The organism is Prescottella sp. R16 (assembly GCF_030656875.1).
Taxonomy (GTDB): Bacteria; Actinomycetota; Actinomycetes; order Mycobacteriales; family Mycobacteriaceae; genus Prescottella.
The window spans coordinates 2,488,526-2,513,803 of record NZ_CP130943.1 but is presented as its reverse complement, the minus strand read 5'-3'; the positions used below and the strand labels follow the sequence as shown (position 1 = coordinate 2,513,803).

The window sequence follows — 25,278 nt, the reverse complement described above, 5'->3', positions numbered from 1 at the left end:
CGTACCTGGTGGGCGAGCAGATCGATGCGATCGTCGACCGGGCCGCCGCCGCGTTCGAGCAGTGGCGTGACCTCCCCGTCGACCGGCGGGCACACGTGCTGAGCCGGGCAGCCGAGCTGCTGCGCGAACGCAAGGAGGAGCTCGCGGCGTCCGTCACCCGGGAGATGGGCAAACTCATCGGTGAGGCCCGCGCCGAGGTGGACCTCGCCGCCGCGATCTTCGACTACTACGCCGACCGCGGGCCCGGATTCCTGCGACCGCATCCCATCGACGTGGACGACGGCGCCGCGGAGATCGTGAACGAGCCGGTCGGCGTGCTCCTCGGCATCGAGCCGTGGAACTTCCCCCTGTACCAGGTGGCGCGGTTCACCGCCCCGAACCTGTTGGTGGGCAACGTCGTCCTGCTCGAGCATTCGAGCTCGTGCGCGCAGACCGCCCTCGGGATCGAGAAACTGCTCGCCGACGCGGGCGCCACGGAAGGCGTGTACAGCAACCTGTTCCTGCACGTGTCGGACGTCGAACGCGTCGTCGCGCATCCTGCGGTGCAGGGCACGGCGCTCACCGGCAGCGAGGCCGCGGGAGCGTCGCTCGCGGAGATCTCCGGCCGGCACCTGAAGAAGTGCGTCCTCGAACTCGGCGGCAGCGACCCGTTCGTGGTCCTCGACGCCGACGACCTCGACAGCACCCTCGATGCCGCCGCCGCGGGCCGTCTCGGCAACACCGGGCAGAGTTGTGTCGCGGCGAAACGGTTCATCGTGCCCGACACCGTGTACGACACGTTCGTCGACGGGCTCACCCGGCGCTTCTCGGACCTCGTCGCCGGCGACCCGTCGGACGCGGACACCACGCTCGGGCCGCTGTCGTCGGAGGGGGCGGCGCAGACGCTGCTCGAGCAGATCGACGACGCTGTCGGCAAGGGGGCGACCGTGACCGTCGGCGGTGCTCGGCCGGACGAACGCGGCCCCGACGGGGCAGGGGCGTTCGTGGACGCGACCGTGCTCACGGACGTGACCCCGCAGATGCGGGCGTTCGAGGAAGAACTGTTCGGTCCGGTCGCGGTCGTGTACCGGGTGGCCGACGACGACGACGACGAGGCGGTGACCCTCGCGAACTCCACCCGATTCGGGTTGGGCGGCACCGTGTTCGGATCCGATACCGGACGGGCCCGGGCCGTCGCCGACCGGATCCGCAGCGGCATGGTGTGGATCAACCATCCCACTTCGACCGAGCCGGAGCTGCCGTTCGGTGGTGTCAAGAGCTCCGGTTTCGGCCGGGAACTCGGCGACCTCGGACTGTTCGAGTTCGTGAACCGCAAGCTGATCCGCACGGTGCCGGCCGGGACGGGCACCGCCCCGGCCGGGACGGGCTGAGAGGCAGCGTTTCACCGGCAGGCCGGACGGGGTAGTAGTGGGCATGCCCACCGGAACGCCCACCGCGCGCGACGCCGCCGCCGTCCGGGTTCTCCTCGACCGTGCAGGGCGGACGTACGCGCAGGAAGCGCGGATCACGCTGAAGGATCAGCCCAAACCGCTGTTCCAGCTGCTGGTCCTTGCTCTGCTGCTGAGTACCCGCATCTCCGCCGGCATTGCGACGCGCACCGCCCGGGAGCTGTTCCACGCCGGGTGGCGCACCCCGAGAACTCTGCGGGACGCGCCCCGCCCGGAGGTGATCGCGGCCCTGCAGCGTGGCCACTACACCCGTTACGACGAGAGCACCGCGACCCGGTTGCGGGCGGCCGCCGAACATGTCGACGACGAATACCGCGGCGACCTGCGCGGGCTCGCCGAGCGGTCCGGCCACGTCCCCGCCGCGGCCGTCCGGCTGCTCGAGGAGTTCGACGGTATCGGCCCGGTCGGCGCCGAGATCTTCCTGCGGGAGGTCCAGGACACGTGGCCGTGGCTGCGGCCGCACCTGGACGAGCGGGCGCTGGCCGGTGCCGAGGCGCTCGGCCTGCCCCGGGACGCGGCGGCGTTGGGGGACTTGGCGCGGCCCGGCGAGGTGGCGCAGCTGGCCGCAGCGCTCGTCCGGGTGACGCTCGACGCCTCCCTGCCGGAGACGGTACGGACCGAGGCCCGATGATTCGGACGGCGACGGAGATCGGAGCCTGGTGGGTGACCGGGACGCTCGTGTGGTGGCCGACGGTGCCGCCGACGTCCGGGCGCGTGCCTCAGTGGTTGCGCAGCGCCGAGATCAGTTCGGACTTCTTCATCGACGAATATCCGGTGAGCCCCAGTTCCTTCGCACGGTCCCGGAGTTCGTCGACAGTCCGGTCCTCGTACCGGTCGCCCTTGCCGCCCTTGTGTCCGACGGACGACCGGCCTTCGGCAGCAGCCGCATTGGAGATGCGGGCCGCCTTCTCCTTCGAATCGCCCTGCTGCCGTAGCTTCTCGTAGAGTTCCTGATCCTTCAGATGCGGATCCGAGCTGCTGCTCTTGTTCGTCGGCACGACGATCACCTCTCTTCTGTCGGTTCAGTTCTGCAGCTCCGCTGCCTTCTCGCGGGCAGTCGCGAGCGCCCGCTCGGCACGCTTCCGAGCCTTCCGGCTCAGGATCTCGCCCTGCTCGCCGGCCGCCTCGGCCCACTCCGTGCCGTGCTCGCGGGCCGTCTCGATCCAGTCGGTGCCGTGCTCGCGGGCGGTGTCGGCCCACTCGCTGCCGCGTTCGCGGGCCACCTCGCCCAGCGCGGCGCCCCGCTCCCGGGCGAGATGCGCCCACTCGGTGGCCCGGGACTGCACCTGCTCGGCCACGTCGTGCAGGCGGTCGGTGTCCGGTCGGTCGGTGTGGGAGAAGGCGTCGACGATCGATTCCTGCGCCTGCTGGGCGGCGCGTCGGCCACGCCAGCCGAGCGACGGCTTGCCCTCGGTGTCGACGGCCGCGATCAGCAGCCCACCGAGCATCGTCATGTTCTTGAAGAACTGCATGCGCTGCGCGGCCCGCTGCTGCGGATCCTGCACGTTCCAGAAGTCGTGGCCGGCGACGGTCGTCGGCACGAGAGTGCCCGCCAACGCGAGCGCCGCGGCCCGCGGCGCCTTACCCAGCGCGAGGAGGGTGCCGGCACCGACCTGGACCGCGGCATTGATCCGGACGAGAGTCTCCGGGTCGGACGGCAGCTTCCCGGTCACCGACCCGGGAAGACTGCCGGCGGCCTTGTCGAGGAACGGCCCCGCCGCCTGGGCTTTCGGCGCGGCGTTGCGCAGGGAATCGATTCCGCCGGCGATGAACACCGTGGACAGGAGCGGGCGGGCGATGCGACGAACGATCATGGAAACCTCCAGGCGTCGTGTGGTGATTCAACGGTAGCGACGTCGCCGCGATCCGGCAGGACATGAGCATCAGCCCAGTTCGACGGTGGACCCCGGATGCAGATGCACCGTCCGGCCCCGGCATTCGACGACGATCGGCGGCTGGTCACCGGCGGCGGCCCGGATACGGACACGGAGACCGTCGACCGTGATCCGTAGCCGGTGACCGCGATACACGATCGGGAAACACAGCGGACCGAGTTCCTCCGGCCAGTTCGGTGCGAAGATCAGCTTCCCGCCCCGCACCTCGAGTCCCGTGAAGCAGCGCTGCACGAGATCGACGCTGCCGGCCATCGCGGCCAGATGGATCCCCTCCGCGGTCGTACCGCCCTGAATGTCCGCGATATCGGAGTCGAGGACACGATGGAAGAACTCCATCGCCCGATCCCGGTGGCCACGGGCCAGCACCCACGCATGCACGACGCTGCTCAACGTCGACCCGTGTGACGTGCGCGTCAGGTAGTACTCGACGGTCCGCGCCGCGGTATCGGGGGACAGCCGGTAGCCGAGCCCGTCGAACACGTCGCGCAGCTCGTCCGCGGACAGCAGATAGAACAGCATGAGCACGTCGGCCTGTTTCGAGGCGCGGTACCGGTTCACGTCGTCGCCCTCGGCCTCGAGGATCCGGTCCAGCCGATGGATGTCGCCGTACCGGTCCCGGTAGCCCTCCCAATCGAACTCGGCGAGCCGCTCGTAGCCGGCGAACTGACTGATCACCCCATCGTGGAACGGGACGTGCATGTGCCGGCAGATGTCGTGCCACCGCACCGTCTCCTGCACCGACAGCCCCACCAGCCGGGTGAGATCCGCGCGGATCACCTGCGGAAGCTCGTCGAGGACGTCGAGGGCCCGGCGCAGCACCCACACCGTCATGACGTTCGTGTACGCGTTGTCGTCGATCCCGTCGTACGGCGCATCCGGATAGCCGGAATGGAATTCGTCGGGGCCGATGACGCCCCGGATCCGGAACCGTCCGATGTCGGCGTCGTACTCGGCGAGATCCGCGTAGAAGCGCGCGATCTCGATCAGCAACTCCCCACCGAACTCGACGAGGAATTCCAGGTCGCCGGTCACCTGGTAGTACTGCCACACCGTGTAGGCGACCGCGATACCGGCGTGGAGTTGCCGGCGGCTCGGATCCGGATTCCATCGCCCCGACATCGGATTGAGGTGCAGCCGTTGGCTTTCCTCCCGGCCGTCGCTGCCGGACTGCCACGGGAACATCGCGCCGACTCGCCCGGACTCGTGTGCCCGGTGCCGTGCCTCCGGCAGCCGCCGGTACCGGTAGTACAGCAGCGACCGGGTCAGTGTCGGCAACCGTAGATTCAACACCGGGAACACGAACAGCTCGTCCCAGAAGACGTGGCCGCGGTACGCCTCCCCGTGCAGTCCGCGCGCCGGAACCCCCACGTCGAGGTCGGTGACGTGCGGTGACACCGTCTGCACCAGATGCAGAAGATGGAACCGGACGACCCGTTGCGCGTGCGCGTGATGTTCGAGGTCGATACCCAGCCGGTCCCACAACCGCGACCACTCCAGAATGTGCTCGTCGAGAACGTCCGCGAACCGGCCGGTGCGGGCGAGCCACCGGATGCTCTCGTCGGCCGGATCCGACACGGCCGGCGCCCGGCCGGTGACCACCGTGACCGTCTTCTCCACGGTGATGTCCTCACCGGTGGTCACATCGATCGCGATGTCGTGTCCGACCCGCCCGGTGCCTGCGCCGGTGACCGGCCGGTACGACGCCGTCGCCGGCTCGCCTCCGCACCACAGCGTCGTGCGGGCGGCCACTGCGACGGGAATCCGGGACTCGGTGGTGACCGTGACCAGACGCACGGTGTTCTCGTCGACCACCTCGGTGTCGGCGGGCGCGAGATGGCGGCTCGCGAGATCCCGGTACCGCTCGACGAGCGTGTTCCCGACCGCACCGTCGATCTCCGAGCGGAACTCGAGCCGCCCCGACCAGTCCTCGGCGCACACCGTCGTCTCGAGCGCCGCCACGTGCCGCAGATGCATCGCGACGAACCGGCGCTGGTGCACCGTGGTCGTACGTCCGGCGTCGTCCCGGAACCGGAGCCGACGGGTCAGGACGGCGCGGCGCAGGTCCAGGTACTGATGGTGGTCGAGAACGTGCACCGCGTCGATGTCGAACCACGGGCCGTCGTCGATCCGGAACGTCAGAGGCAGCCAGTTCGGGAGGTTCACCAGTGACTCGTTGTCGACGACGGTGCCGTTCACCGCGTCCTCGAGCCGGTTGAACACCCCGGCCGCGTACGTGCCCGGGTAGTGCGTGTCGTCCGCGACGGATTCCGGGGCGCAGCCGCGGGTCGCGAACACCCCGTTGCCGACCGTGCACAGTGCCTCCCGCAGCCGCTCGGACGGCGGATCGTAGCCGTCGAACGAGACCGTCCACGGATCGTCGGGTGCCGGCGGGGTGCGCGGATCGCTGCCGACGAGATCCGCGATCCGCTGGATCAGCTCCCGCACCCGATCCGGTCCCTCGACCGAGTACTGCGCCGCCGACCACCGCTCGTCCGACTCGTCGGACCGCACCACCACCGCGATCCCGGTTCCGGCGAGCGCCTCGAACGCGTCCTCGTCGGTCCGGTCGTCACCGATGTAGACCGGAGTCGGCCCCGCGGACCCGGTGAGATGCCCCAGCATCCACATCAGGGCACGTCCCTTGTCCCAGTCGATGTCCGGACGCAGTTCCACGATCTGCCGGCCCGACGTCACCCGCAGTCCCGGCTCGGCGTCGGCCACGGCCCGGACGGTGGCGAGGACCGCGTCCACCCGGCCGGGGTCGACACTCCGGTAGTGAACAGCCACCGCGAACCGTTTGCGCTCCACCAGCACACCGGGCACCGGCTCGAGCCGGTTACGCAGGGCAGCGGCGGCCCGCCGGAGATCCGGTTCGACGGCCACCGCCGCCTCGTACTCGTGGTGCTCGCCGTCGGGTGCGACCACCTCGAAACCGTGGCTACCGGCGTACCACAATTCGGGTACTCCGACCCGAGCCCGGACATCCGCGAGGTCGCGGCCACTGATGATCCCGACCGGACAGTGCCGGGCCAGGCGGGTCAGCTCGGTGATCACCCCGTCCGCCGGTACCGCGGCCGCCGGCCGATCCGTGATGTGCGCGAGAGTGCCGTCGAAGTCGAGGAACACCGCCGGGCGCGCCGCCCGCAGCAGTGGCACCCACTGTGCTCGGGCGGTCAGGGCGTCCGGGACGTCCGCGACCCGACGGAGCGGGGTCACCAGCCGCGCTCACGCCATTCGCCCAGGTGCGGCCGCTCCGCACCGAGCGTGGAATCCTTGCCGTGGCCGGGATAGAAGACGGTGTCGTCGCCGAACCGGTCGAACAGCTTCGACTCGACGTCGTCCATGAGCGACGTGAACCGTTCGGCGTCCGGCGTCTTGCCGACCCCACCCGGGAACAGCGAATCACCGGTGAACAGGTGGACGCGTCCGTTCTCGCCACGCTCGGTCAGCGCGAGCGTGATGCCGCCGGGGGTGTGCCCGCTCAGGTGGATCACCTCGAGCTCGAGATCGCCGACGGACACGACGTCGCCGTCGGTGAGGGTGCGGGCCGGCGGGACGGACAGGATCTCCGAATCCAGCGGGTGCGCCGCGGTCGGCACCCCGGTCTTCCCGGCGACCTCCGCGAGCGCGAACCAGTGGTCGTGATGCTGATGCGTCGTCACGATCAGTTCGAGCTGCGGAGCCTGCTCGGCAACCAGCGCCAGGATGCGCTCGGCATCGTTCGCGGCATCGACGAGCAGCGACTTCCCCGTCTCGGAACACGTGACCAGGTAGGTGTTGTTGTCCATGGGGCCGACGGACATCTTGACGATCGTGGCGCCCGGCACGGTGCGCCGCTGCGCCCCCGTGCTGCCCGACAGATCTCCGGTGTAGTGGTCGTCGACGGTGATGTGCTGCTCCATGATCGGGAGGCTACCGCCGGACACCGACAGCGGCCGACCGTCGGCGGAAACTGCTGGTCGGCGTGTTTGTCGGACCCCACGCCTACCATGGATCGGGCCCGGACTCCTGTCCGCGGCGCGCCGGACACCGGCCGGTGTCGGACCGAGGGCAGAACCGAGAAGGGACTACGTGTGGCGGACCGCCTGATCGTGCAAGGTGCACGGGAGCACAACCTGCGAGGAATCGATCTGGATCTGCCCCGGGACAGCCTGATCGTGTTCACCGGACTGTCCGGGTCCGGAAAGTCCAGCCTCGCGTTCGACACGATCTTCGCGGAAGGACAGCGACGGTACGTCGAATCGTTGTCCGCGTACGCGCGCCAGTTCCTCGGGCAGATGGACAAGCCGGACGTCGACTTCATCGAGGGCCTGTCCCCGGCGGTGTCGATCGACCAGAAGTCCACCAACCGGAACCCGCGCTCGACCGTCGGCACCATCACCGAGGTGTACGACTACCTGCGGCTGCTGTATGCGCGGGCGGGCAGCGCGCACTGCCCCGTCTGCAGCGAACCGATCGCCCGGCAGACGCCGCAGCAGATCGTCGACCAGGTTCTCGAGATGGAGCAGGGCACCAAGTTCCAGGTGCTCGCTCCCGTCGTCCGCACCCGCAAGGGCGAGTTCGTCGACCTCTTCGAACAACTCAACACCCAGGGCTACTCCCGCGTCCGAGTCGACGGCGTCGTATACCCGCTCACCGACCCCCCGAAGCTGAAGAAGCAGGAGAAACACGACATCGAGGTGGTCGTCGACCGTCTCACCGTCAAGGCGTCCGCCAAACAGCGGCTCACCGATTCGATCGAGACCGCGCTGCGGCTCGCCGAGGGCATCGTCGTCCTCGACTTCGTCGACCGCGACGAGAACGCACCCGACCGGGAGCGCCGCTTCTCCGAGAAACTCGCCTGCCCCAACGGGCATCCGCTCGCGATCGACGACCTCGAACCCCGGTCGTTCTCGTTCAACTCGCCGTACGGCGCGTGCCCCGAATGCACGGGCCTGGGCATCCGCAAGGAAGTCGATCCGGACCTCGTCGTACCGGACCCCGAACTCACCTTGCAGGGCGGCGCGATCGCTCCGTGGTCGATGGGGCAGAGCTCCGAATACTTCGGACGGTTGCTGTCCGGGCTCGGCGACATCATGGGCTTCGACATGGACACCCCGTGGAACAAGCTGCCCGCCAAGGCTCGCAAGGCAATCCTCGAGGGCAGTACCGAACAGGTCCACGTCAAGTACAAGAACCGGTACGGGCGTACCCGTTCCTACTACGCCGAGTTCGAAGGCGTCATGCCGTTCCTGCACCGGCGGCTCGAACAGACCGAGTCGGAGCAGATGAAGGAACGCTACGACGGCTACATGCGCGACATCCCGTGTCCCGCGTGCAACGGGACACGGCTGCGTCCGGAGATCCTGTCGGTGACGATCTCGTCCGGCGAGTTCGGACGCAAGTCGATCGCCCAGGTGTGCGAACTGTCCATCGCCGACTGCTCGGCGTTCCTGAACAGCCTCACCCTGGGAGCCCGCGAGGAGGCGATCGCCGGGCAGGTACTCAAGGAGGTGCAGGCGCGGCTCGGATTCCTGCTCGACGTCGGACTCGACTACCTGTCGCTCGCGCGTGCCGCCGGCACCCTGTCCGGCGGTGAGGCGCAGCGCATCCGGCTCGCCACGCAGATCGGCTCGGGTCTTGTCGGTGTGCTGTACGTGCTCGACGAGCCGTCCATCGGCCTGCACCAGCGCGACAACCGCCGCCTCATCGAAACCCTCACGCGACTCCGCGACCTCGGGAACACACTCATCGTCGTCGAGCACGACGAGGACACCATCCGCACCTCGGACTGGGTGGTCGACATCGGCCCGCTCGCGGGCGAGCACGGAGGCCGCGTGGTGCACAGCGGACCGTACGAACAACTCCTCACCAACCCCGAATCGCTCACCGGCGCCTACCTGTCGGGTCGCTCCGTCATCGAGGTGCCTGCGCAGCGCCGTGCTGTCGACCGCAAGCGGCAGGTCACGGTCGTCGGGGCCCGCGAGAACAACCTGCAGGGCATCGACGTCGCGTTCCCACTCGGGGTTCTGACCTCGGTCACCGGTGTGTCGGGATCGGGTAAGTCGACCCTCGTCAACGACATCATGGCGACGGTGATGGCGAACAAGCTCAACGGCGCCCGCCAGGTGCCCGGCCGGCACACCCGCATCAACGGCCTCGACCAGCTCGACAAGCTCGTGCAGGTGGACCAGTCGCCGATCGGTCGGACACCACGCTCCAACCCGGCGACCTACACCGGTGTGTTCGACAAGATCCGCACCCTGTTCGCCGCGACCACCGAGGCGAAGGTGCGCGGCTATCAGCCCGGCCGGTTCTCGTTCAACGTCAAGGGCGGCCGCTGCGAGGCCTGTTCCGGCGACGGCACCCTGAAGATCGAGATGAACTTCCTGCCGGACGTGTACGTGCCGTGCGAGGTGTGTCACGGTGCCCGCTACAACCGGGAAACCCTCGAGGTGCACTACAAGGGCAAGACCATCGCGGAGGTCCTCGACATGCCGATCGAGGAGGCCGCCGAGTTCTTCGAACCGGTCACCTCCATCCACCGGTACCTGAAGACCCTCGTCGAGGTCGGACTCGGCTACGTGCGTCTCGGGCAGCCGGCCCCGACCCTGTCCGGTGGTGAGGCGCAACGCGTCAAGCTCGCGGCGGAACTGCAGAAGCGGTCCACCGGCCGCACCGTGTACGTCCTGGACGAGCCCACCACGGGTCTGCACTTCGAGGACATCCGGAAGCTGCTCAAGGTCGTCGGTGGCCTGGTCGACAAGGGCAACACGGTCATCGTCATCGAGCACAACCTCGACGTCATCAAGACGTCCGACTGGGTCATCGACATGGGACCCGAGGGCGGTTCCGGCGGCGGCACAGTCGTCGCGCAGGGCACCCCGGAGGATGTCGCGGCCGTCCCGGAAAGCTACACGGGACGCTTCCTGAAGGAAGCCCTCGCGGCATCGCCGGCCTCGGTGGCCGTGACGGGCAACGGGAAGAACGGGAAGGGCGCGGCCGAGGCTGCCCCGAAGAAGCGGGTCCGCAAGGCTGCCGCGGTCGGATAGCCGGGGCCCGGAACAAAGGAAACGGCGGTGAGCGACCGAAGTCGCTCACCGCCGTTCAAGCCTGTGTCAGGCGATCAGGCCGGGGTCTCCTGGCCCTGGCCCGGCTGCTGCTGCGTGGCAGAGCCGGCGCCGAGCAGCTTCTCCAGGAGAGCCTTGATGTCGAAGTCGCCGAGGATGTCGCCGAGAGAACCCATTCGTTACTCCTTCAGTTGCGGTCCCGCCGAGCGGGACCCGTGGTGGGGATTGCGCGGCTTGCGCCGTGCGAGGGGGACGCTACACAACGGAACGGTGGTAACGGACGGTTTTCGCGCACGCCGTTTTTCGGGCGTGTCGGCTCAGTAGACGGGGCCGGTGTACTTCTCGCCCGGCCCCTTGCCCGGTTCGTCCGGATGGGCCGACGACTCGCGGAACGCCCGCTGCAGCGCCTGGAGGCCCTCCCGGATCGGGCCGGCGTGAGGTCCGAGATATTCGACCGACGCCGTGACCAGGCCGGCGAGCGCGGTGATGAGACGTCGTGCCTCGTCGAGGTCGAGGTGGGGGCTGTTGACCGGGTCGGGATCGGACAGGCCCAGCTTCTCTGCCGCCGAGCTCATCAGCATCACGGCGGCGCGGCTGATCACCTCGATGGCGGGGACGTCGGCGAGGTCGCGCACGTCGGTGAGATCGTCCGGATCGGGGTTCTGCGTCATGCCGTCCAGGATTCCATCGCGCACCTCCGGTGGAGAGGTCGGGTGGTGTGAGCGGGCACGATTCGATCGACGGGCCGGGAGATGCTAAGCTTTTCGCCACGACCGCCCTAGGTTTCGGCCAGGGCAGCAAAGTGGAGTCCGACTCCCACCTCTGCGCGGCACTTTCGGTGCAGTTCAGTGGTCCGGTCGCCGCTCGGGAGGCTCCGTCGAGGACCCTCCGGGAGCGGCTCCCTCGATTATCGAGGGGACGGCGTCCGAAAATTCGGGTCGTCGTCGCACCGGTCGACATCGGGCCCCGCACGGCGAGTTTCTCACCGACGCGGGGCTTTCTTGTTGAGGAGGCAGGGCGCACGGGCTGCGGCGCGGTCACACAGACTGCACCGCACTACCTAGGAGGCCCCATCAGCACTGAGACCCGCATCAACGAGCGCATCCGCGTCCCCGAGGTTCGCCTCATCGGACCCGGTGGCGAGCAGGTTGGGATCGTGCGTGTCGAGGATGCGCTTCGCGTCGCACTCGAAGCCGATCTGGACCTGGTCGAGGTGGCTCCCGATGCCCGTCCGCCGGTCTGCAAGATCATGGACTACGGCAAGTTCAAGTACGAGACGGCGCAGAAGGCGCGAGAGTCACGGAAGAACCAGCAGCAGACCGTGATCAAGGAGCAGAAGCTCCGGCCGAAGATCGACGACCACGACTACGAGACCAAGAAGCGCAACGTCGTTCGCTTCCTTGAGGCCGGGTCCAAGGTCAAGGTCACGATCATGTTCCGTGGTCGCGAGCAGTCCCGCCCGGAGCTCGGATTCCGTCTGTTGCAGCGCCTCGGCGCCGATGTGGCGGAACTCGGCTTCGTGGAGACCTCCGCGAAGCAGGACGGCCGCAATATGACGATGGTGCTCGCCCCCCACAAGGGTGCGAAGACGCGCGCGAAGGCCCAGGAAGATACGCAGGCTGCGCAGCCGAAGCCGGCCACCGGTGAAGCGGGTACGGCGCCGAGCGCCTGACACGAACCACTTCGCGCAAGACCGAAGTACGCATTACAGAAGAACTGAGGACTCCATGCCCAAGTCGAAGACCCACAGTGGCACCGCGAAGCGATTCAAGGTGTCCGGTAGCGGAAAGATCCTGCGCCAGAAGGCCGGACGTCGCCACCTGCTCGAGCACAAGAGCTCGCGCGTGACCCGTCGTCTCGACGGCAAGGCCGTCGTCGCCGACGCGGATGCCCCGCGCATCAAGCGTCTGCTCGGCATCTGAGACTTTCCCCCTACTTGACCACACGGGACGCGTGAGCGTCCCGACAGATTGACAGGATTTTGCAGTGGCACGCGTAAAGAGGGCCGTCAACGCCCAGAAGAAGCGTCGTTCGATTCTCGAGGCATCGAAGGGCTACCGCGGACAGCGTTCGCGCCTGTACCGCAAGGCCAAGGAGCAGCAGCTCCACTCGATGACCTACGCCTACCGGGACCGTCGCCAGCGCAAGGGTGACTTCCGGAAGCTGTGGATCGCACGTATCAACGCTGCGGCCCGCGCCAACGACATCACCTACAACCGCTTCATCCAGGGCCTGAAGGCTGCGGGTGTCGAGGTCGACCGCAAGATCCTCGCCGAGCTGGCCGTCTCGGACGCCGCCGCGTTCACCGGTCTGGTCGCTGTCGCGAAGGCTGCGCTGCCTGCCGATGTCAACGCTCCGGCCGGAGAAGCGGCCTGAGTCAGCAGTTCCGGAATCGACCCGTGGACCCGTTCACCGAACGGACTCCGCGGGTCGTTTCTGCTGTCAAGCTCCTGCGCGGCGCAGAGCGCAGGAAGACGGGGCGTTTCCTCGCCGAAGGGGAGAACTCGGTCACCGAGGCGCTGACGACGGCCGCCGTGCACGAGGTGTTCTTCACCGAGGCGGCCGGTGACCGGTTCCGGGGCCTGCTCGAGGTCGCGGCCGCCGCCGGGATCCGCACATCGCTGGTTACGGATCGGGCGATGGCTGCGCTGAGCGACACCGTCACGCCGCCCGGTGTGGTGGCGGTGTGTGACCTGCTGGACGTACCGCTTTCTCGCGCGGTCACCCCCGAGACGCGCCTGCTGGCGGTCCCGGTGTCGATCGCCGAGCCCGGGAACGCCGGCACCGTCGTCCGGGTCGCCGATGCCGTCGGTGCGGACGCGGCGATCCTCGCCGGTGACAGCGTCGACCCGCACAACGGTAAGTGCGTGCGTGCGTCGGCAGGCAGCCTGTTCCATCTGCCGATCGTGCGGGAACGCGACACCGATGCCGTTCTGGACACGCTCACCGCCGCCGGGATCCGCATTCTCGCGACGGCCGCGGACGGTGAGGTCAGTCTCGACGACGCCGACGAGCTGCTGGCGCAGCCGACCGCGTGGCTGTTCGGCAACGAGGCCCACGGCTTGGATCCCGCGGTGGCGGCGCGCGCCGATCACCGGGTACGGATTCCGATCCGGGGGCGCGCCGAAAGCCTCAATCTCGCGACGGCGGCGTCGATCTGCCTGTACGCCAGCGCACGCGTCCAACATCGCGGCAGCTGACCGTCCCCGAACTCGGTCGAGCCGTCGGCGGCGCATCCCCTAGGATTCGAGTGTCGTTCCCCGCGTGCGGATGGACAGCGACGGACAGTGTCGGACGTAAGAAGGAGTTGCACCGGTCGTGGCGAAGAATGAGGGCGGCGGACCGCCGACTGTCGATGCGAATGCGCTCACCGACGAGGCGTTGACGGCTGCGGCCGACGCCGCGGAGAAGGCGTTCGCGGCGGCAGCGGACCTGGACGCGCTCGCGCAGGCCAAGATCGAGCATCTCGGCGACAAGGCGCCCATCGCGCTCGCGAAGCGCGGCCTGGGCGCGCTGCCGAAGACGGACCGCGCCGATGCGGGCAAGCGGGTCAACGTGGCCCGGACCCGGGTCGTCGCCGCATTCGATGCGCGCCGGGAGGTGCTGCTCGCCGAGCGGGACGCCGCGGTGCTGGTCGCGGAGGCGATCGACGTGACGTTGCCGTCGGGCCGTCGTCCCGCCGGGGCCCGTCATCCGATCACGATCATCTCCGAGCAGATCGCGGACGTGTTCGTCGGCATGGGCTGGGAGGTCGCCGAGGGACCCGAGGTGGAGACGGAGCACTTCAACTTCGACGCCCTGAACTTCCTGCCGGACCATCCGGCCCGCACCATGCAGGACACGTTCCACATCGCGCCCGAGGGGTCGCGGCAGGTGCTGCGCACCCACACCTCCCCGGTGCAGGTGCGCACGATGCTGTCGCGGGACATCCCGATCTACGTGGTGTGCCCGGGCCGCACGTTCCGGACCGACGAACTCGACGCCACCCACACCCCGGTGTTCTCCCAGGTCGAGGGTCTGGCGATCGACAAGGGGCTGACGATGGCGCACCTGCGCGGCACGCTCGACGCGTTCGCCCGCGCCCTGTTCGGTCCCGACACGCGAACGCGTATGCGCCCCAACTACTTCCCGTTCACCGAGCCGTCCGCCGAGGTGGATGTGTGGTTCCCGAACAAGAAGGGCGGCGCCGGCTGGGTCGAGTGGGGCGGCTGCGGCATGGTCAACCCGCACGTGCTGCGCGCATCCGGAATCGACCCCGACGAGTACTCGGGCTTCGCGTTCGGCATGGGGCTCGAGCGGACGCTGCAGTTCCGCAACGGAATCCCGGACATGCGCGACATCGTCGAGGGCGACGTGCGGTTCACGCAGCCCTTCGGTGTCCAGGCCTGATCGCCGCGACGATCGACGAGAACGAGAGAGCTGAGTAGACGTGCGAGTAGCGCAATCGTGGCTGACGGAGATCCTGCAGCGGGCGACGCCCGACTGGGATGTGACGGCCGAGGAACTCGACGCGGGGTTCGTCCGCGTCGGCCTCGAGGTCGAGGAGGTCGATCCGCTCGAGCCGGTGACCGGTCCGCTGGTCGTCGCCCGGGTCGCCGAGATCGAGGAACTCACCGAGTTCAAGAAGCCGATCCGGTTCTGCAAGGTCGACGTCGGCGGCGACGCCCTGCAGGAGATCGTGTGCGGTGCCCGGAACTTCGCCGAGGGCGACCTGGTCGTGGCGGCCCTGCCGGGCGCGGTGCTGCCGGGCGGGTTCGCGATCGCGTCCCGCAAGACGTACGGCAAGGTGTCGAACGGCATGATGTGCTCGGCGTCCGAACTGGGCATCGGCAAGGACCACTCGGGCATCCTGGTGCTCGAGCCGGGCACCGCGGAGCCGGGCACCGACGCCAACGAGCTGCTGGGCCTGGGCGACACCGTCATCGAACTGAACATCACCCCGGACCGCGGCTACTGCTTCTCGGTCCGCGGCCTCACCCGTGAGCTGGCGTGCGGCTTCGACCTGCCGTTCGCCGACCCTGCCGACGTGGCGGCGCTGCCCGCCGACGGCGGCGAGGCGTGGCCCGTGCAGCTCGAACCCGAATCGAAGGCCACCCGGTTCACGGCCCGGAAGATCACCGGCATCGACCCGGCCGCGGTGAGCCCGTGGTGGCTGCAGCGTCGGCTGCTGCTGTCGGGTGTGCGTCCGATCTCACCGGCCGTCGACGTCACCAACTACGTGATGCTCGAGCTCGGGCAGCCGTTGCACGCGTTCGACGCCGCGAAGGTCCGGGGCGGCCTCGTGGTGCGTCGCGCGAAGGCGGGGGAGACCCTCACCACCCTCGACGAGGTGGAACGCACCCTCGACCCGGAGGACGTCGTCATCGCCGACGACTCCGGTGTGGTGTCGCTGGCCGGTGTCATGGGCGGCGCATCCACCGAGGTCGGTGCCGGCACCACCGAGATCCTGCTCGAGGCCGCCACATGGGATCCGCTGGCCGTGTTCAAGACGTCGCGACGACACAAGCTGATCAGCGAGGCCAGCAAGCGTTACGAGCGGGTCGTCGACCCGGCCGTCGCACTGCCGGCACTCGAGCGGGCCGCGGCGCTGCTCGCGGAGATCGCGGGCGGCACGGTCGAACCGGTCCTCACCGACGTCGGTGGCGTCGCGCCGTCGACCCCGATCAGCATGGACATCGACCTGCCGGATCGGGTTGCGGGCGTGGCCTACCCGAACGGCACCGCCGCCCGCCGGCTGACACAGATCGGCTGCACCGTCGAGGTCGGTGTCAGCGACACCGGCCACGGCCAGCTCGTCGTGACGCCGCCGTCGTGGCGCCCCGATCTCACGCAGCCCGCCGACCTGGTCGAGGAGGTGCTGCGCCTCGAAGGTCTCGAGCAGATCCCGTCGGTGCTGCCGCACGCCCCCGCCGGACGTGGTCTCACCCCGCAGCAGCGTCGTCGCCGCGCCGTCGGTCGGATGCTCGCCGCGACCGGGCACGTCGAGGTGCTGCCGCCGGTGTTCCTGCCGCACGCCGTGTTCGACGTGTGGGGCCTGGACGCCGACGACCCGCGCCGCAACACCACCAAGGTCCTCAACCCGCTCGAGGCGGATCGTCCCGAACTGGGGACGACGCTGCTGCCCGGCATGCTGGAAGTGCTGGCACGCAACGTGTCCCGCGGCCAGCGGGACCTGGCGCTGTACGGTGTCGCGCAGATCGTGCAGCCCGGCGCCGACACGAAGCCGGTTGCCGCGCTGCCGGTGGACCGTCGGCCCACCGACGAGCAGATCGCCCAGCTGCTGGCGTCGCTGCCGGCGCAGCCGCTGCACGTTGCGGTGGTGCTGTCGGGTCTGCGGGAACCGTCGGGGCCGTGGGGTACCGGTCGCGCCGCCGACGCGTCCGACGCGTTCGAGGCCGTTCGGACGATCGCCGACGCGGCCGGGGTGACGGTGGAGCTGCGCGCCGCGCAGTACCTTCCGTGGCATCCGGGCCGTTGCGCCGAGGTCGTGTTCGACGGCACTGTCGTCGGTCACGCCGGTGAGCTGCATCCGGCGGTGCTCGAGCGGGCCGGTCTCCCGGCACGCACGTGTGCCGTCGAGATCGACCTCGACGCCCTGCCGGTCACCGAGGTGCTTCCGGCGCCGCGGATCTCGCCGTTCCCGGCGGTCCTGCAGGACGTCGCCGTGGTCGTCGACGCCACCGTCCCGGCGGCCGACGTCGAAGCCGCGCTCCGCACCGGCGGCGGTGACCTGCTCGAGGACATTCGCCTGTTCGACGTGTTCGAGGGCGAACAGGTCGGCGAGGGACGCAAGTCGCTCGCGTTCGCGTTGCGGTTCCGCGGCACCGACCGCACCCTCACCGAGGACGAGGCCAGCGTCGCCCGTGACGCCGCCGTCGCCGCCGCCACCGAAGCCGTCGGAGCAGTGCTGCGCGGATAGACGCACATCGATGGACAAGAGCCTCCGGACCGTAACGGTCCGGAGGCTCTTTGATGTGGGGGAGCGGGAATCGGCTGCCGGTGCCTGCGAGCGTGGAGCAGGATGGGGCTACCGATCAGGGAGTCCACTGATGAAACGACAGCTACGGCGAGTGTTCGTCGTCGGCGCCACCGTCACGCCGCCGCCCGTGACTCCCGGTTACGTGCCCCTGGCAATGGTCCCGGGCGCCGGGGCCTGGACGGTGCCCTGACCATCCATCGCCGCGAACGGACTAAGCTACTGGACGATGCCTGTCACTATGCCGCACGATCTTCCCGCCAGGGCCATCCTGGAAGCGGAGCGAATCTTTGTCATGTCCGACGAGCGTGCCGGACATCAGGATATTCGCCCTATGCGGATCGCCATCTTGAATCTGATGCCGTTGAAGGTCAGCACCGAGACACAGTTGCTGCGGTTGCTCAGCAACAATCCGCTGCAGATCGAGATCACCCTGCTGCACATGGCCAGCCACGTCTCGCGCACCACCTCTGCGGAGCATCTCGAATCGTTCTACTCGACTTTCGACGACGTGGCCCACATGCACTTCGACGGCCTCATCATCACCGGGGCACCGATCGAGAAACTCGACTTCGAGGACGTCGACTACTGGCCGGAGATGACCAAGATCCTGGACTGGTCCCGTAGCGCGGTGCAGTCGACTCTGCACGTCTGCTGGGGTGCGCAGGCGGCCCTCTATCACCACTACGGTGTCCGCAAACACGAAGTCCCACAGAAAATCTCCGGTGTGTTCTCCCACCGGCTCACTGGCGTGCGGTCGCCGATCGTCACCGGGTTCGACGACGAGTTCCTGGCGCCGCACTCACGGCACACCGATGTCCACGCCGCCGACATCGAGGCCACCGGTGAGGTCGACGTGTTGGCGGTGAGCGAGGAGGCCGGGGTCTATCTGGCCGCCACCGCGGACGGCCGCCAGGTCTTCGTGACCGGTCACCCGGAATACGATGCGGACACCCTGGCACGCGAATACCGCCGCGACAGCGAGCAAGGACTCCCGATCTCAGCGCCGGCGCACTACTTCCCCGGCGACGATCCCACCGCCACCCCGCTCAACCGATGGCGCGGCCACGGGCACCTGCTGTACTCCAACTGGCTGAACTACTGCGTCTACCAGGAGACACCGTTCATTCCAGGCGAGGTCTGACCGGCTGAGTCGGGCCGATGGGGGTTCGACAGGATCGTCGGCGTGGTCACGTTCACAGCCGAGGTCGATCCGTATGAGCCGACGATGTTCGAGGCGGGCTGGGGTGGCAGGTCGAGCAGGGTCGCTGCGCGGTATTGGTGCACGACCTACTCCCGTACTACGTGAGCGTGCTCGCTGCCGAGACTCGAATGGCGGGAGTCGATCGGTGCCAAGCCGTGGTGGATTGGGCATTCGGTCACGACGTCCCGGTCATCGCGTCGGCACCACGCCCGGCCACGACGGTGCGGCAGCGCGGGCTCGGAGGTTTGCTGTGGGGTCGGGGGGCTGGATGCGGCCGAGGTCGAACAGTCCTGCTTGCGCGGCATGGACGCCCCGGCTGTTCCCTGTGTCCACAAACGATCTCTCAGCGCGTTCTACCCACCGACCTCGAGGTGAAACTGCGGCGTCGAGGCAGGACCAGCTTGCTGTCTGCGGCGTATTCGCGTCCCAGGGGGTCGCCGCGACAAGCTTCGATGCCTTGGCGAGAGACATCCAGTTCTTCGTCGTATCCGATGCTGTCGCCGACTACAACGCCACCTGCACGAACTCGCACTGACCCAGGTCGCACGATCCGCCGGGCACGCCATCCCCGCAGGCGATTTCACGACCCCGACCATGTGACAGGCATCTGCAGGCGGACGCTACTCGCCGGCCTCGACTACGGTTTTCCGTGAGCCCGCGGCGTTCGCCGACGTTCGAGGTGGCCTACGGGACGTCGCCTTGCGCCTGCTCGTCCCGGCCGCGCATAGCGTCGCGTACATCGCAGATCGGGACAGCCCGGCGATCTCACGCAACTGTTGCGCGTCGTGCCCATCGGACTCGTAGTCCTTGATCCGATTCTTCCAGCGCGGCACCTTCGCTGGACCGTTCACCGGCGACGACCCGCTGTTACGCCACGTCCGCATCGGGGCTGGTTGCCGCAGACTGACAGTGTGATCGAACGGTTCTTCGGCACTTTGAAATACGAGCACTTCTACCGCGGCATCATCAGTGGCGGCAACGCCTCTCGCTATGGAGGTCCACCGCTACCGACATCCGGCCACATCAAGCACTGTCCAATCGGATATCGGGTCAGGCGTACCGAGATGGAGCGGGGAACAACACTCCACCTCGGTCATGCTTCAGGGGGATAGCGTGACCTGACATGGGCCGGTTCAGATTCCCATCGAGCGGACGATCGCGGGCCGGTGGTTGTGGAGGTCGTCCTGCTAGGTACACCTAGGGAATGTCTGAGAATTGCTGGCAGTGCGTTGATCCGCTGATCAGGCCTTTCCCTCGACAGCGGTTCGTGCTGCCTGCTAGGTGATGTGGTGGCAGACCAGCATGTGCTGGGCACCTCTTTGAAAGCGGTACTCGACTTCGACGACGTCACCCGTGATGCCACGGTCCCGAAGATCGGTGAGCAGTGTGTCCAGGTGCGGGTAACGAATCGAGGATCCGGAATCCACCAGAGGGAAGATCCGCAACTCGCTGCGAGAGACGCGCATGAGTTCGGTGATCGCTTCGAGGTGGAAGGTCGGATCGAGACGATCGGAATAGCTGAACAGCAGGTGGGAGCTGAGTACCAGATCGAAGCTGGCATCTGGGAACGGCAAGGCAGGTAACCGCCCGGCCACGTAGTGGTGCGGGTTCCGAGTGATGTCTGTGGCGAACTCCTCGACCGCGTGCTGGCGGAGGCGAAGATGCTCGTCGGGGTCCGCGAAGAAGGTCCATTCGTAGTGCTCCAGGTGGGCACGGACGTAGCGGTTCCCCCGGCTGGTTTCGGCTGCCACAATGCCGGCCAACTGCTCGGCCGTCCTGTCGAAATAGGCTGTGTCACATGCCGTCACGTCACCGCCAAGGCGGTTCACAGCACCGGTGAAACCTGCTGCGCCGCCGGGGCAATCCAGGATCTTCCGAGACAGGTCGTGCTCGGTGAGATTGAACATCGCCCTGTACTCGTCGAGTGAACGGGAACTGATCAGCATTTCGCCGATCCCAACCGTGGGGGACTGGTCGCCGTCGCGGGTCATCTGGGTGGTTTCCTCTCGAATTGAGGCCACCCCATCACGCCGGCCGGTATCCCCGCGGGAAGCGAGAGCAATCGGCCACCGGAGAGGCGGCCGAAGACACAGTCGATCAGGCCGCTACGGAGCGCGGCCACCAGGACTGTGTGCGGATAATCACCACCCCATTGAACACGGCCGAGAAGCTGAACCCTGACATGCCCAGGTTCATCGGAGCGGCGCCCGCGTCAGCGCTCGAGCTGTGTGGTGGGTCGGTGCCGGACCGCGAAGTTCACCGACCGGGCGATGAAACACATCTCGTTCGCCTTCTGGTGCAGCGACTCGATCGTGGCCAGCAGGTCCGCGTCGAGGGCGCCGCTGGGGTTCCGGTCGCACACCGTGACCTCGGGGTTGAGCGTGACCTCGGTGAACTGCCCTGCGCCGCTGGGTTCCTCGGCCATCGTCCCGGTGGGACGGTCGGTGTACCCGGTGACCACGATCCCGGCAGACGCGGCCAGGCTGAGGAACCAGAGCATGTGGCACTGAGCCAGCGAGGCGACCAGCAGCTCCTCAGGGTTCCACCGCGTGGGGTCACCCCGGAAGGCGGGATCCGAGCTGCCGGGCAGGTCGGGCTTCGCCGGGGCCGAGACTCGGTGCTCGCGGCCATAGGCGCGGTGATCGGCCGTGCCGACGCCTCGGTTCCCGGTCCAGGCGACGGTGAGGGTGTAGTGGTGTTCGGGCACGCACCGATCCTCTCAGGCCAATGCGAACTGCCGGCCGCTGTCCGGGACAGGATTGGTCTGATTACGGCTTTCAGTGTTGCTCGGATCCGTATGTGTCGCTCTCCTGCCGCTGGCTCTGTCAACGGTAGGTTGCCCCAGACGTAGCAGCACGAGACGAAATGTTGCGTGTGATGCTGCTCCGGTGTCGCGGCTTCGGGTGTTGTCGTCCGCGCGCACCAGCACGCCACGAACACCACCCGCAACACCGGGGATGCATCGAACTACACGAATCCGCAGATCGAGCCGCCTGACCACGCGATCGGCCGATCCCGCGGCGGTCTGTCGACGAAGATCCATCATCTCGTCGACGGTCACGGATTGGCCCTCGTCGTGCTCGTCACGCCTGGCCAGGCTCGGTGACAGCCCCACGTTTCCGCACCTGCTCGGCCACCGGCGTTCGACCCGGTCGACCATCGCGGACGCAACGTTGTCGAACGACGTTTCTCCCACTTGAAGCAGTGGCGCGGGCTGTCCACCCGCTACGACAAGCTCGCGATCGTCTACCGCGCCCCGGCCGTCCTGAACGCGGCCGTCGCATAGAGCCGCAGTTTGTCGGACATGCCTAGTTGCCCAGGTTCAGGCGCTGACGGCGCCGCGGTCGAGGCGGCGAGGCAGGCGATGGAGTGTTTGTCGTAGAGGGGCACGAGGCTTCGACGTGTGTACAAGCAGTTCCGCGGTGATCAGCGGAGGCGCTCGGTGACGTATCGTGCGCGTTCCTCCACGGGCACGCGGGGGAGTTCCACGAGCTCGTAGCCGCACCCGGCGTACGTCGTGAGCATGGACTCGTAGGTTCGTTCTGCCTCGGCGAGTGACTGTTTGCGTTCGGTGTCTTGTTCGTAGATCTCGGGCCAGGGCGGGGCGATGAACACGCGCGGGTGGTAGCGGAAAGTGGAGGCGGCGGCGTGAAGGTGTGCAGGTACGGGCCTGCCTTCGAGGCGGAGGTAGCCGATGATGTCGGGGATGCCCCGGTCGAAGAAGACGGGTCCGCTGAGGGTTGCCGCGTGGCGATAGGAGTGGAGTTCCCAGCAGAGCATCAGCTCCGCGAACAATTCGGGATCGTTCCACGGCAGTGCGCGTCCCCCGATGGCGACCTGGTCCTGGATGACGCCCCGCCCTGCCTCGTGCGACCGCGAGAAGCCTGCGTTCTGTAGGTGGTCGATCAGGGTGCTCTTTCCGGATCCGGGCCCGCCGGTGATCACGATGAAGCGTGCCGAGTCGGTCGGCATGACAGGCGTAGCCCCTTTCGGGTTCAGAGGGTCGTGCCGCGAATCAGGGTGGAACTGTCGCGGTTGTCACCGCATTCGCGGGCACTCTCGTCGAAGGCCACTCGGGCAGCGGTGGTGATTCCGGAGACCTACTGGTTCGAGGACTCAGTGATATGTCGAGTCTGGTGATCACAGTAGTCGAGCCATCACGAAAGCCGCCTGCACCTATCCCGGTCACGTCGACACGTATGTGAAGTCGTTCACCCACAACATGTTCGGTGCCTGGGGCAGGACGGCGCTGCACCCTGTCTTCGATCTGTCTGATTCGTGAATGTGTGGGCGCCCGCCGGTGTCGGGCACTGGAGGTTGGGGCTCTCGTGGTGGATGCGGGTATGTCGAGTGGTCGGTACGGCGATCGAGCTGTGGTCAGGTGCGTGGGCCGATCGTGGCTGCGGGTTATCTCGACGACGAGTTCGATAGTGCCCAGCCCTCGAGTGGCTCTTCTCGCTACCCTGGACAGGGTCGGTGAGAGGAGCCCGTGATGGTGGATTCAGGCAGCAGTTCGGACCCGAACGACACGGGGGCGGACCCGAGCGAGTCCGAGCACGCCACCACGAACATTCCGCCGGATCCGTCGCGTCCGTCGGCGCCGCCGGAGGTGCCGCCGCCGCTGACGATCAGCCCGGATTACACGGAGGCGGGTGTGCCTACGTTCGAGCGGGTCCGCGACAGGATCGAGGAACGTTTCGGAACCGCTCTCGGCGCCGAAGAACTCGAACGCGGTAGCCGGACCGGCCGGGATCTCGACGAGCAGTGGGAGGCGCGGGAGAAAGCGGCCCGCGACAAGCTCGACGAAATCCGGCGATCGATGAAGCGCCCGGACTAGCCGTACTTCGCGGAGCTGCCAGCCCGCCGCCGAATCCACCTCGTCGACCTCGACGGTCCCGCCCGACGCATCCCGCAGCCTCCACCGGGTTTCAGTGCCGCTCCAGGATCGCCGCGAGATCCGTTCCGGCGGGCAGGGATCCGTATTCGAGGTCCCGGTCGGGGCCGAGTCGTGCGGCCAGGAACGCTTCGGCGACCGGGGTGGGCGCGCCCTGCAGCAGCAGGGATCCCTGCAGGGCGAGGGCCATCGCGGCTGCGATCCGGCGGGCCCGGGACTGGGCGGCTCCGGTGTCGAGCCCGGCGACCTCGCCGAGCAGCGACCGCACCCGATCGTGGTGGGCGTCGAACAGTGTGGACGCGCCGCGGGCGCGGGACAGTTCGGCGTCGAACGCGGCCACCGACTCCGGTTCCCGCGTCATGGCCCGCAGTACGTCGAGTGCGATGACGTTGCCCGACCCCTCCCACACGGCCATCACCGGCTGCTCCCGGTAGCGGCGGGCCAGGGGAAAATCCTCGGTGTAGCCGTTGCCGCCGAGACATTCGAGCGCCTCGTATGCGTGGTGCGGTCCGCGTTTGCAGATCCAGTATTTGCTCACCGCCGTCGCGAGCCGCCGGAACGCCTTCTCGGTGTCGGACGCGTCGTCGTCGTGGGCCCGCGCCAGCCGCAGCGCCGTCGCGGTCGCCGCCTCCGATTCGAGTGCCAGATCGGCGACGACCGCCGTCATCGCCGGCTGGTCGATCAGCGTCGCGCCGAACGCGGCCCGATGCCGCACGTGCCACAGGGCCTCGGCGACCGACTGCCGCATCCCGGCCGTCGACCCGTATACGCAGTCCAGTCGGGTGCGGGCCACCATCTCGATGATCGTGCGCACCCCACGTCCCGGCTCACCCACCAGATGTCCGAGCGTGCCGTCCAGTTCGATCTCCGACGACGCATTCGACTTGTTGCCCAGCTTGTCTTTGAGCCGCTGGATCCGGAACACGTTGCGGGTGCCGTCCTCGAGTATCCGCGGCACCAGGAAACAGGAGAGACCTGTGTCTTCCGGCCGCTCCGCTGCTGCCGGCACCTGAGCCAGCACCAGGAACGCATCCGACATCGGCGCCGAACAGAACCACTTGTGCCCGGTGAGCGCATACAGGTCGCCGGAGATCCGCTGCGCCACAGTGGTGTTGGCGCGCACGTCCGAGCCGCCCTGTTTCTCGGTCATCGCCATCCCGAACAGGGCGCCCGGCTTGTCGGCGGGCGCGGTGAGCGCGCCGTCGTAGTCGCGGGAATACACGCGCGGTAGCCAGCGGGCCGCGAGGTCCGGGGCGAGCATCAGAGACGGCACCACCGAGTGCGTCATCGAGATCGGGCAGGCGTGCCCGGCCTCCACCTGGGCGAACAGCATGAACGTTGCGGCACGCGCCACGTTCGCGCCCGCCCGCGGCCGCGCCCATGCCGACGTGTGTGCGCCGTGCTCGACGGCCGCGCCGATCACCCGGTGGTAGGCGGGGTGGTACTCGACCTCGTCGATGCGGTGGCCGTACCGGTCGTGGGTGTGCAGGCGGGGGAGCTCGGTGTTCGCGCGCTGCGCGGCGTGCTGGAACTCGGCGGTGCCCACGAGGGTCCCCACCTCGGTCAGGTGGGGGAGCGCCCAGTCGGCGTCGTAGTGGGTGACGGCGTCGACCAGTGGAACGTTCGACGTGAACTCGTCGACATCGACCCGTGGTGGTGCCTGGTTGACCACGTCGTGCGTACGGTGACCGAGAGACGTGCCGGTCGTGGGTTCGTGGAATGTCGTCATCGCGCGCCCTCCTGTCGTCCAATGTAGGGCCGCTGGTGTGGGGCGGTCCGGAAACTCGACGTGAATGAATTTGCATGATGGTG

At 68.2% G+C, this 25,278-nt stretch carries 22 protein-coding genes; 12 read left to right on the top strand and 10 right to left on the bottom strand.

All coding sequences use genetic code 11. The annotated features are described in order from the left end of the window. Window positions 1-8: 8 nt before the first annotated feature. Together Q5696_RS11775 and Q5696_RS11770 are read left to right on the top strand one after the other, a co-directional pair. Window positions 9-1,370, top strand: a complete 1,362-nt coding sequence (locus Q5696_RS11775) for an NAD-dependent succinate-semialdehyde dehydrogenase (protein WP_305091541.1) — start codon at window positions 9-11, stop codon at window positions 1,368-1,370. 43 nt (window positions 1,371-1,413) lie between these two features. Continuing rightward, window positions 1,414-2,079: an endonuclease gene (locus Q5696_RS11770; protein ID WP_305091540.1), complete on the top strand. Its 666-nt coding sequence runs from the start codon at window positions 1,414-1,416 to the stop codon at window positions 2,077-2,079. A gap of 88 nt (window positions 2,080-2,167) precedes the next feature. On the opposite strand, the gene Q5696_RS11765 is transcribed toward Q5696_RS11770, so the two are convergent. From Q5696_RS11765 to Q5696_RS11750, 4 genes are all read right to left on the bottom strand, one after another. Continuing rightward, a complete protein-coding gene (locus Q5696_RS11765; protein WP_305091539.1) occupies window positions 2,168-2,446 on the bottom strand; it encodes a DUF7218 family protein in 279 nt (92 codons plus the stop codon). 24 nt (window positions 2,447-2,470) lie between these two features. Then, window positions 2,471-3,262 carry a DoxX family protein gene (locus tag Q5696_RS11760; RefSeq protein WP_305091538.1) on the bottom strand — a complete coding sequence of 264 codons (792 nt, stop codon included), beginning with the start codon at window positions 3,260-3,262 and terminating at the stop codon, window positions 2,471-2,473. Window positions 3,263-3,331: 69 nt separating this feature from the next. Then, complete coding sequence (gene otsB, locus Q5696_RS11755) at window positions 3,332-6,559, bottom strand: trehalose-phosphatase (protein ID WP_305091537.1); 3,228 nt, start codon at window positions 6,557-6,559, stop codon at window positions 3,332-3,334. Beyond that, window positions 6,556-7,245: an MBL fold metallo-hydrolase gene (locus tag Q5696_RS11750; protein WP_370654775.1), complete on the bottom strand. Its 690-nt coding sequence runs from the start codon at window positions 7,243-7,245 to the stop codon at window positions 6,556-6,558. The genes otsB and Q5696_RS11750 overlap by 4 nt, the downstream gene beginning before the upstream one ends. A 171-nt stretch (window positions 7,246-7,416) precedes the next feature. Here Q5696_RS11750 and uvrA point away from each other — a divergent pair, with 171 nt between their 5' ends. Beyond that, window positions 7,417-10,374, top strand: a complete 2,958-nt coding sequence (uvrA, locus tag Q5696_RS11745) for an excinuclease ABC subunit UvrA (protein ID WP_305091536.1) — start codon at window positions 7,417-7,419, stop codon at window positions 10,372-10,374. Between the two features lie 335 nt (window positions 10,375-10,709). On the opposite strand, the gene Q5696_RS11740 is transcribed toward uvrA, so the two are convergent. Next, a complete protein-coding gene (locus Q5696_RS11740; protein ID WP_305091535.1) occupies window positions 10,710-11,063 on the bottom strand; it encodes a DUF1844 domain-containing protein in 354 nt (117 codons plus the stop codon). Between the two features lie 401 nt (window positions 11,064-11,464). On the opposite strand from Q5696_RS11740, the gene infC reads away from it, so the two are divergent. The 8 genes from infC (at window position 11,465) to Q5696_RS21475 (ending at window position 19,107) form a co-directional block, all read left to right on the top strand. Next, complete coding sequence (infC, locus tag Q5696_RS11735) at window positions 11,465-12,064, top strand: translation initiation factor IF-3 (RefSeq protein WP_305095253.1); 600 nt, start codon at window positions 11,465-11,467, stop codon at window positions 12,062-12,064. A gap of 55 nt (window positions 12,065-12,119) precedes the next feature. Then, a complete protein-coding gene (gene rpmI, locus Q5696_RS11730; RefSeq protein ID WP_031938928.1) occupies window positions 12,120-12,314 on the top strand; it encodes a 50S ribosomal protein L35 in 195 nt (64 codons plus the stop codon). 64 nt (window positions 12,315-12,378) lie between these two features. After that, a complete protein-coding gene (rplT, locus tag Q5696_RS11725) occupies window positions 12,379-12,768 on the top strand; it encodes a 50S ribosomal protein L20 (RefSeq protein ID WP_305091534.1) in 390 nt (129 codons plus the stop codon). Window positions 12,769-12,791: 23 nt separating this feature from the next. Then, complete coding sequence (locus tag Q5696_RS11720; RefSeq protein WP_305091533.1) at window positions 12,792-13,592, top strand: TrmH family RNA methyltransferase; 801 nt, start codon at window positions 12,792-12,794, stop codon at window positions 13,590-13,592. 118 nt (window positions 13,593-13,710) lie between these two features. Beyond that, window positions 13,711-14,781 carry a phenylalanine--tRNA ligase subunit alpha gene (pheS, locus tag Q5696_RS11715; protein ID WP_305091532.1) on the top strand — a complete coding sequence of 357 codons (1,071 nt, stop codon included), beginning with the start codon at window positions 13,711-13,713 and terminating at the stop codon, window positions 14,779-14,781. Window positions 14,782-14,821: 40 nt separating this feature from the next. Beyond that, window positions 14,822-17,311: a phenylalanine--tRNA ligase subunit beta gene (gene pheT / locus Q5696_RS11710; RefSeq protein ID WP_305091531.1), complete on the top strand. Its 2,490-nt coding sequence runs from the start codon at window positions 14,822-14,824 to the stop codon at window positions 17,309-17,311. Window positions 17,312-17,597: 286 nt separating this feature from the next. Further along, window positions 17,598-18,512, top strand: coding sequence for a homoserine O-acetyltransferase MetA (gene metA / locus Q5696_RS11705; RefSeq protein ID WP_305091530.1), 915 nt, complete (start codon window positions 17,598-17,600; stop codon window positions 18,510-18,512). Between the two features lie 73 nt (window positions 18,513-18,585). After that, window positions 18,586-19,107 carry an isochorismatase family protein gene (locus Q5696_RS21475; RefSeq protein ID WP_370654774.1) on the top strand — a complete coding sequence of 174 codons (522 nt, stop codon included), beginning with the start codon at window positions 18,586-18,588 and terminating at the stop codon, window positions 19,105-19,107. A 742-nt stretch (window positions 19,108-19,849) separates the two neighbouring features. Here the strand turns inward: Q5696_RS21475 and Q5696_RS11700 are convergent. From Q5696_RS11700 to Q5696_RS11685, 4 genes are all read right to left on the bottom strand, one after another. Then, window positions 19,850-20,563, bottom strand: coding sequence for a methyltransferase domain-containing protein (locus Q5696_RS11700; RefSeq protein WP_305091529.1), 714 nt, complete (start codon window positions 20,561-20,563; stop codon window positions 19,850-19,852). Window positions 20,564-20,784: 221 nt separating this feature from the next. Further along, window positions 20,785-21,279, bottom strand: coding sequence for an OsmC family protein (locus tag Q5696_RS11695; RefSeq protein WP_305091528.1), 495 nt, complete (start codon window positions 21,277-21,279; stop codon window positions 20,785-20,787). 12 nt (window positions 21,280-21,291) lie between these two features. Then, a complete protein-coding gene (locus Q5696_RS21470) occupies window positions 21,292-21,633 on the bottom strand; it encodes a hypothetical protein (protein WP_370654773.1) in 342 nt (113 codons plus the stop codon). A gap of 365 nt (window positions 21,634-21,998) precedes the next feature. Further along, window positions 21,999-22,544, bottom strand: coding sequence for an AAA family ATPase (locus tag Q5696_RS11685; protein ID WP_305091527.1), 546 nt, complete (start codon window positions 22,542-22,544; stop codon window positions 21,999-22,001). Between the two features lie 520 nt (window positions 22,545-23,064). Between Q5696_RS11685 and Q5696_RS11680 the strand changes: the two genes are divergently transcribed. Next, window positions 23,065-23,409 carry a PspA/IM30 family protein gene (locus tag Q5696_RS11680; RefSeq protein ID WP_305091526.1) on the top strand — a complete coding sequence of 115 codons (345 nt, stop codon included), beginning with the start codon at window positions 23,065-23,067 and terminating at the stop codon, window positions 23,407-23,409. 91 nt (window positions 23,410-23,500) lie between these two features. Here the strand turns inward: Q5696_RS11680 and Q5696_RS11675 are convergent, their stop codons facing one another. After that, a complete protein-coding gene (locus tag Q5696_RS11675; protein WP_305091525.1) occupies window positions 23,501-25,195 on the bottom strand; it encodes an acyl-CoA dehydrogenase family protein in 1,695 nt (564 codons plus the stop codon). Window positions 25,196-25,278 lie beyond the last annotated feature (83 nt).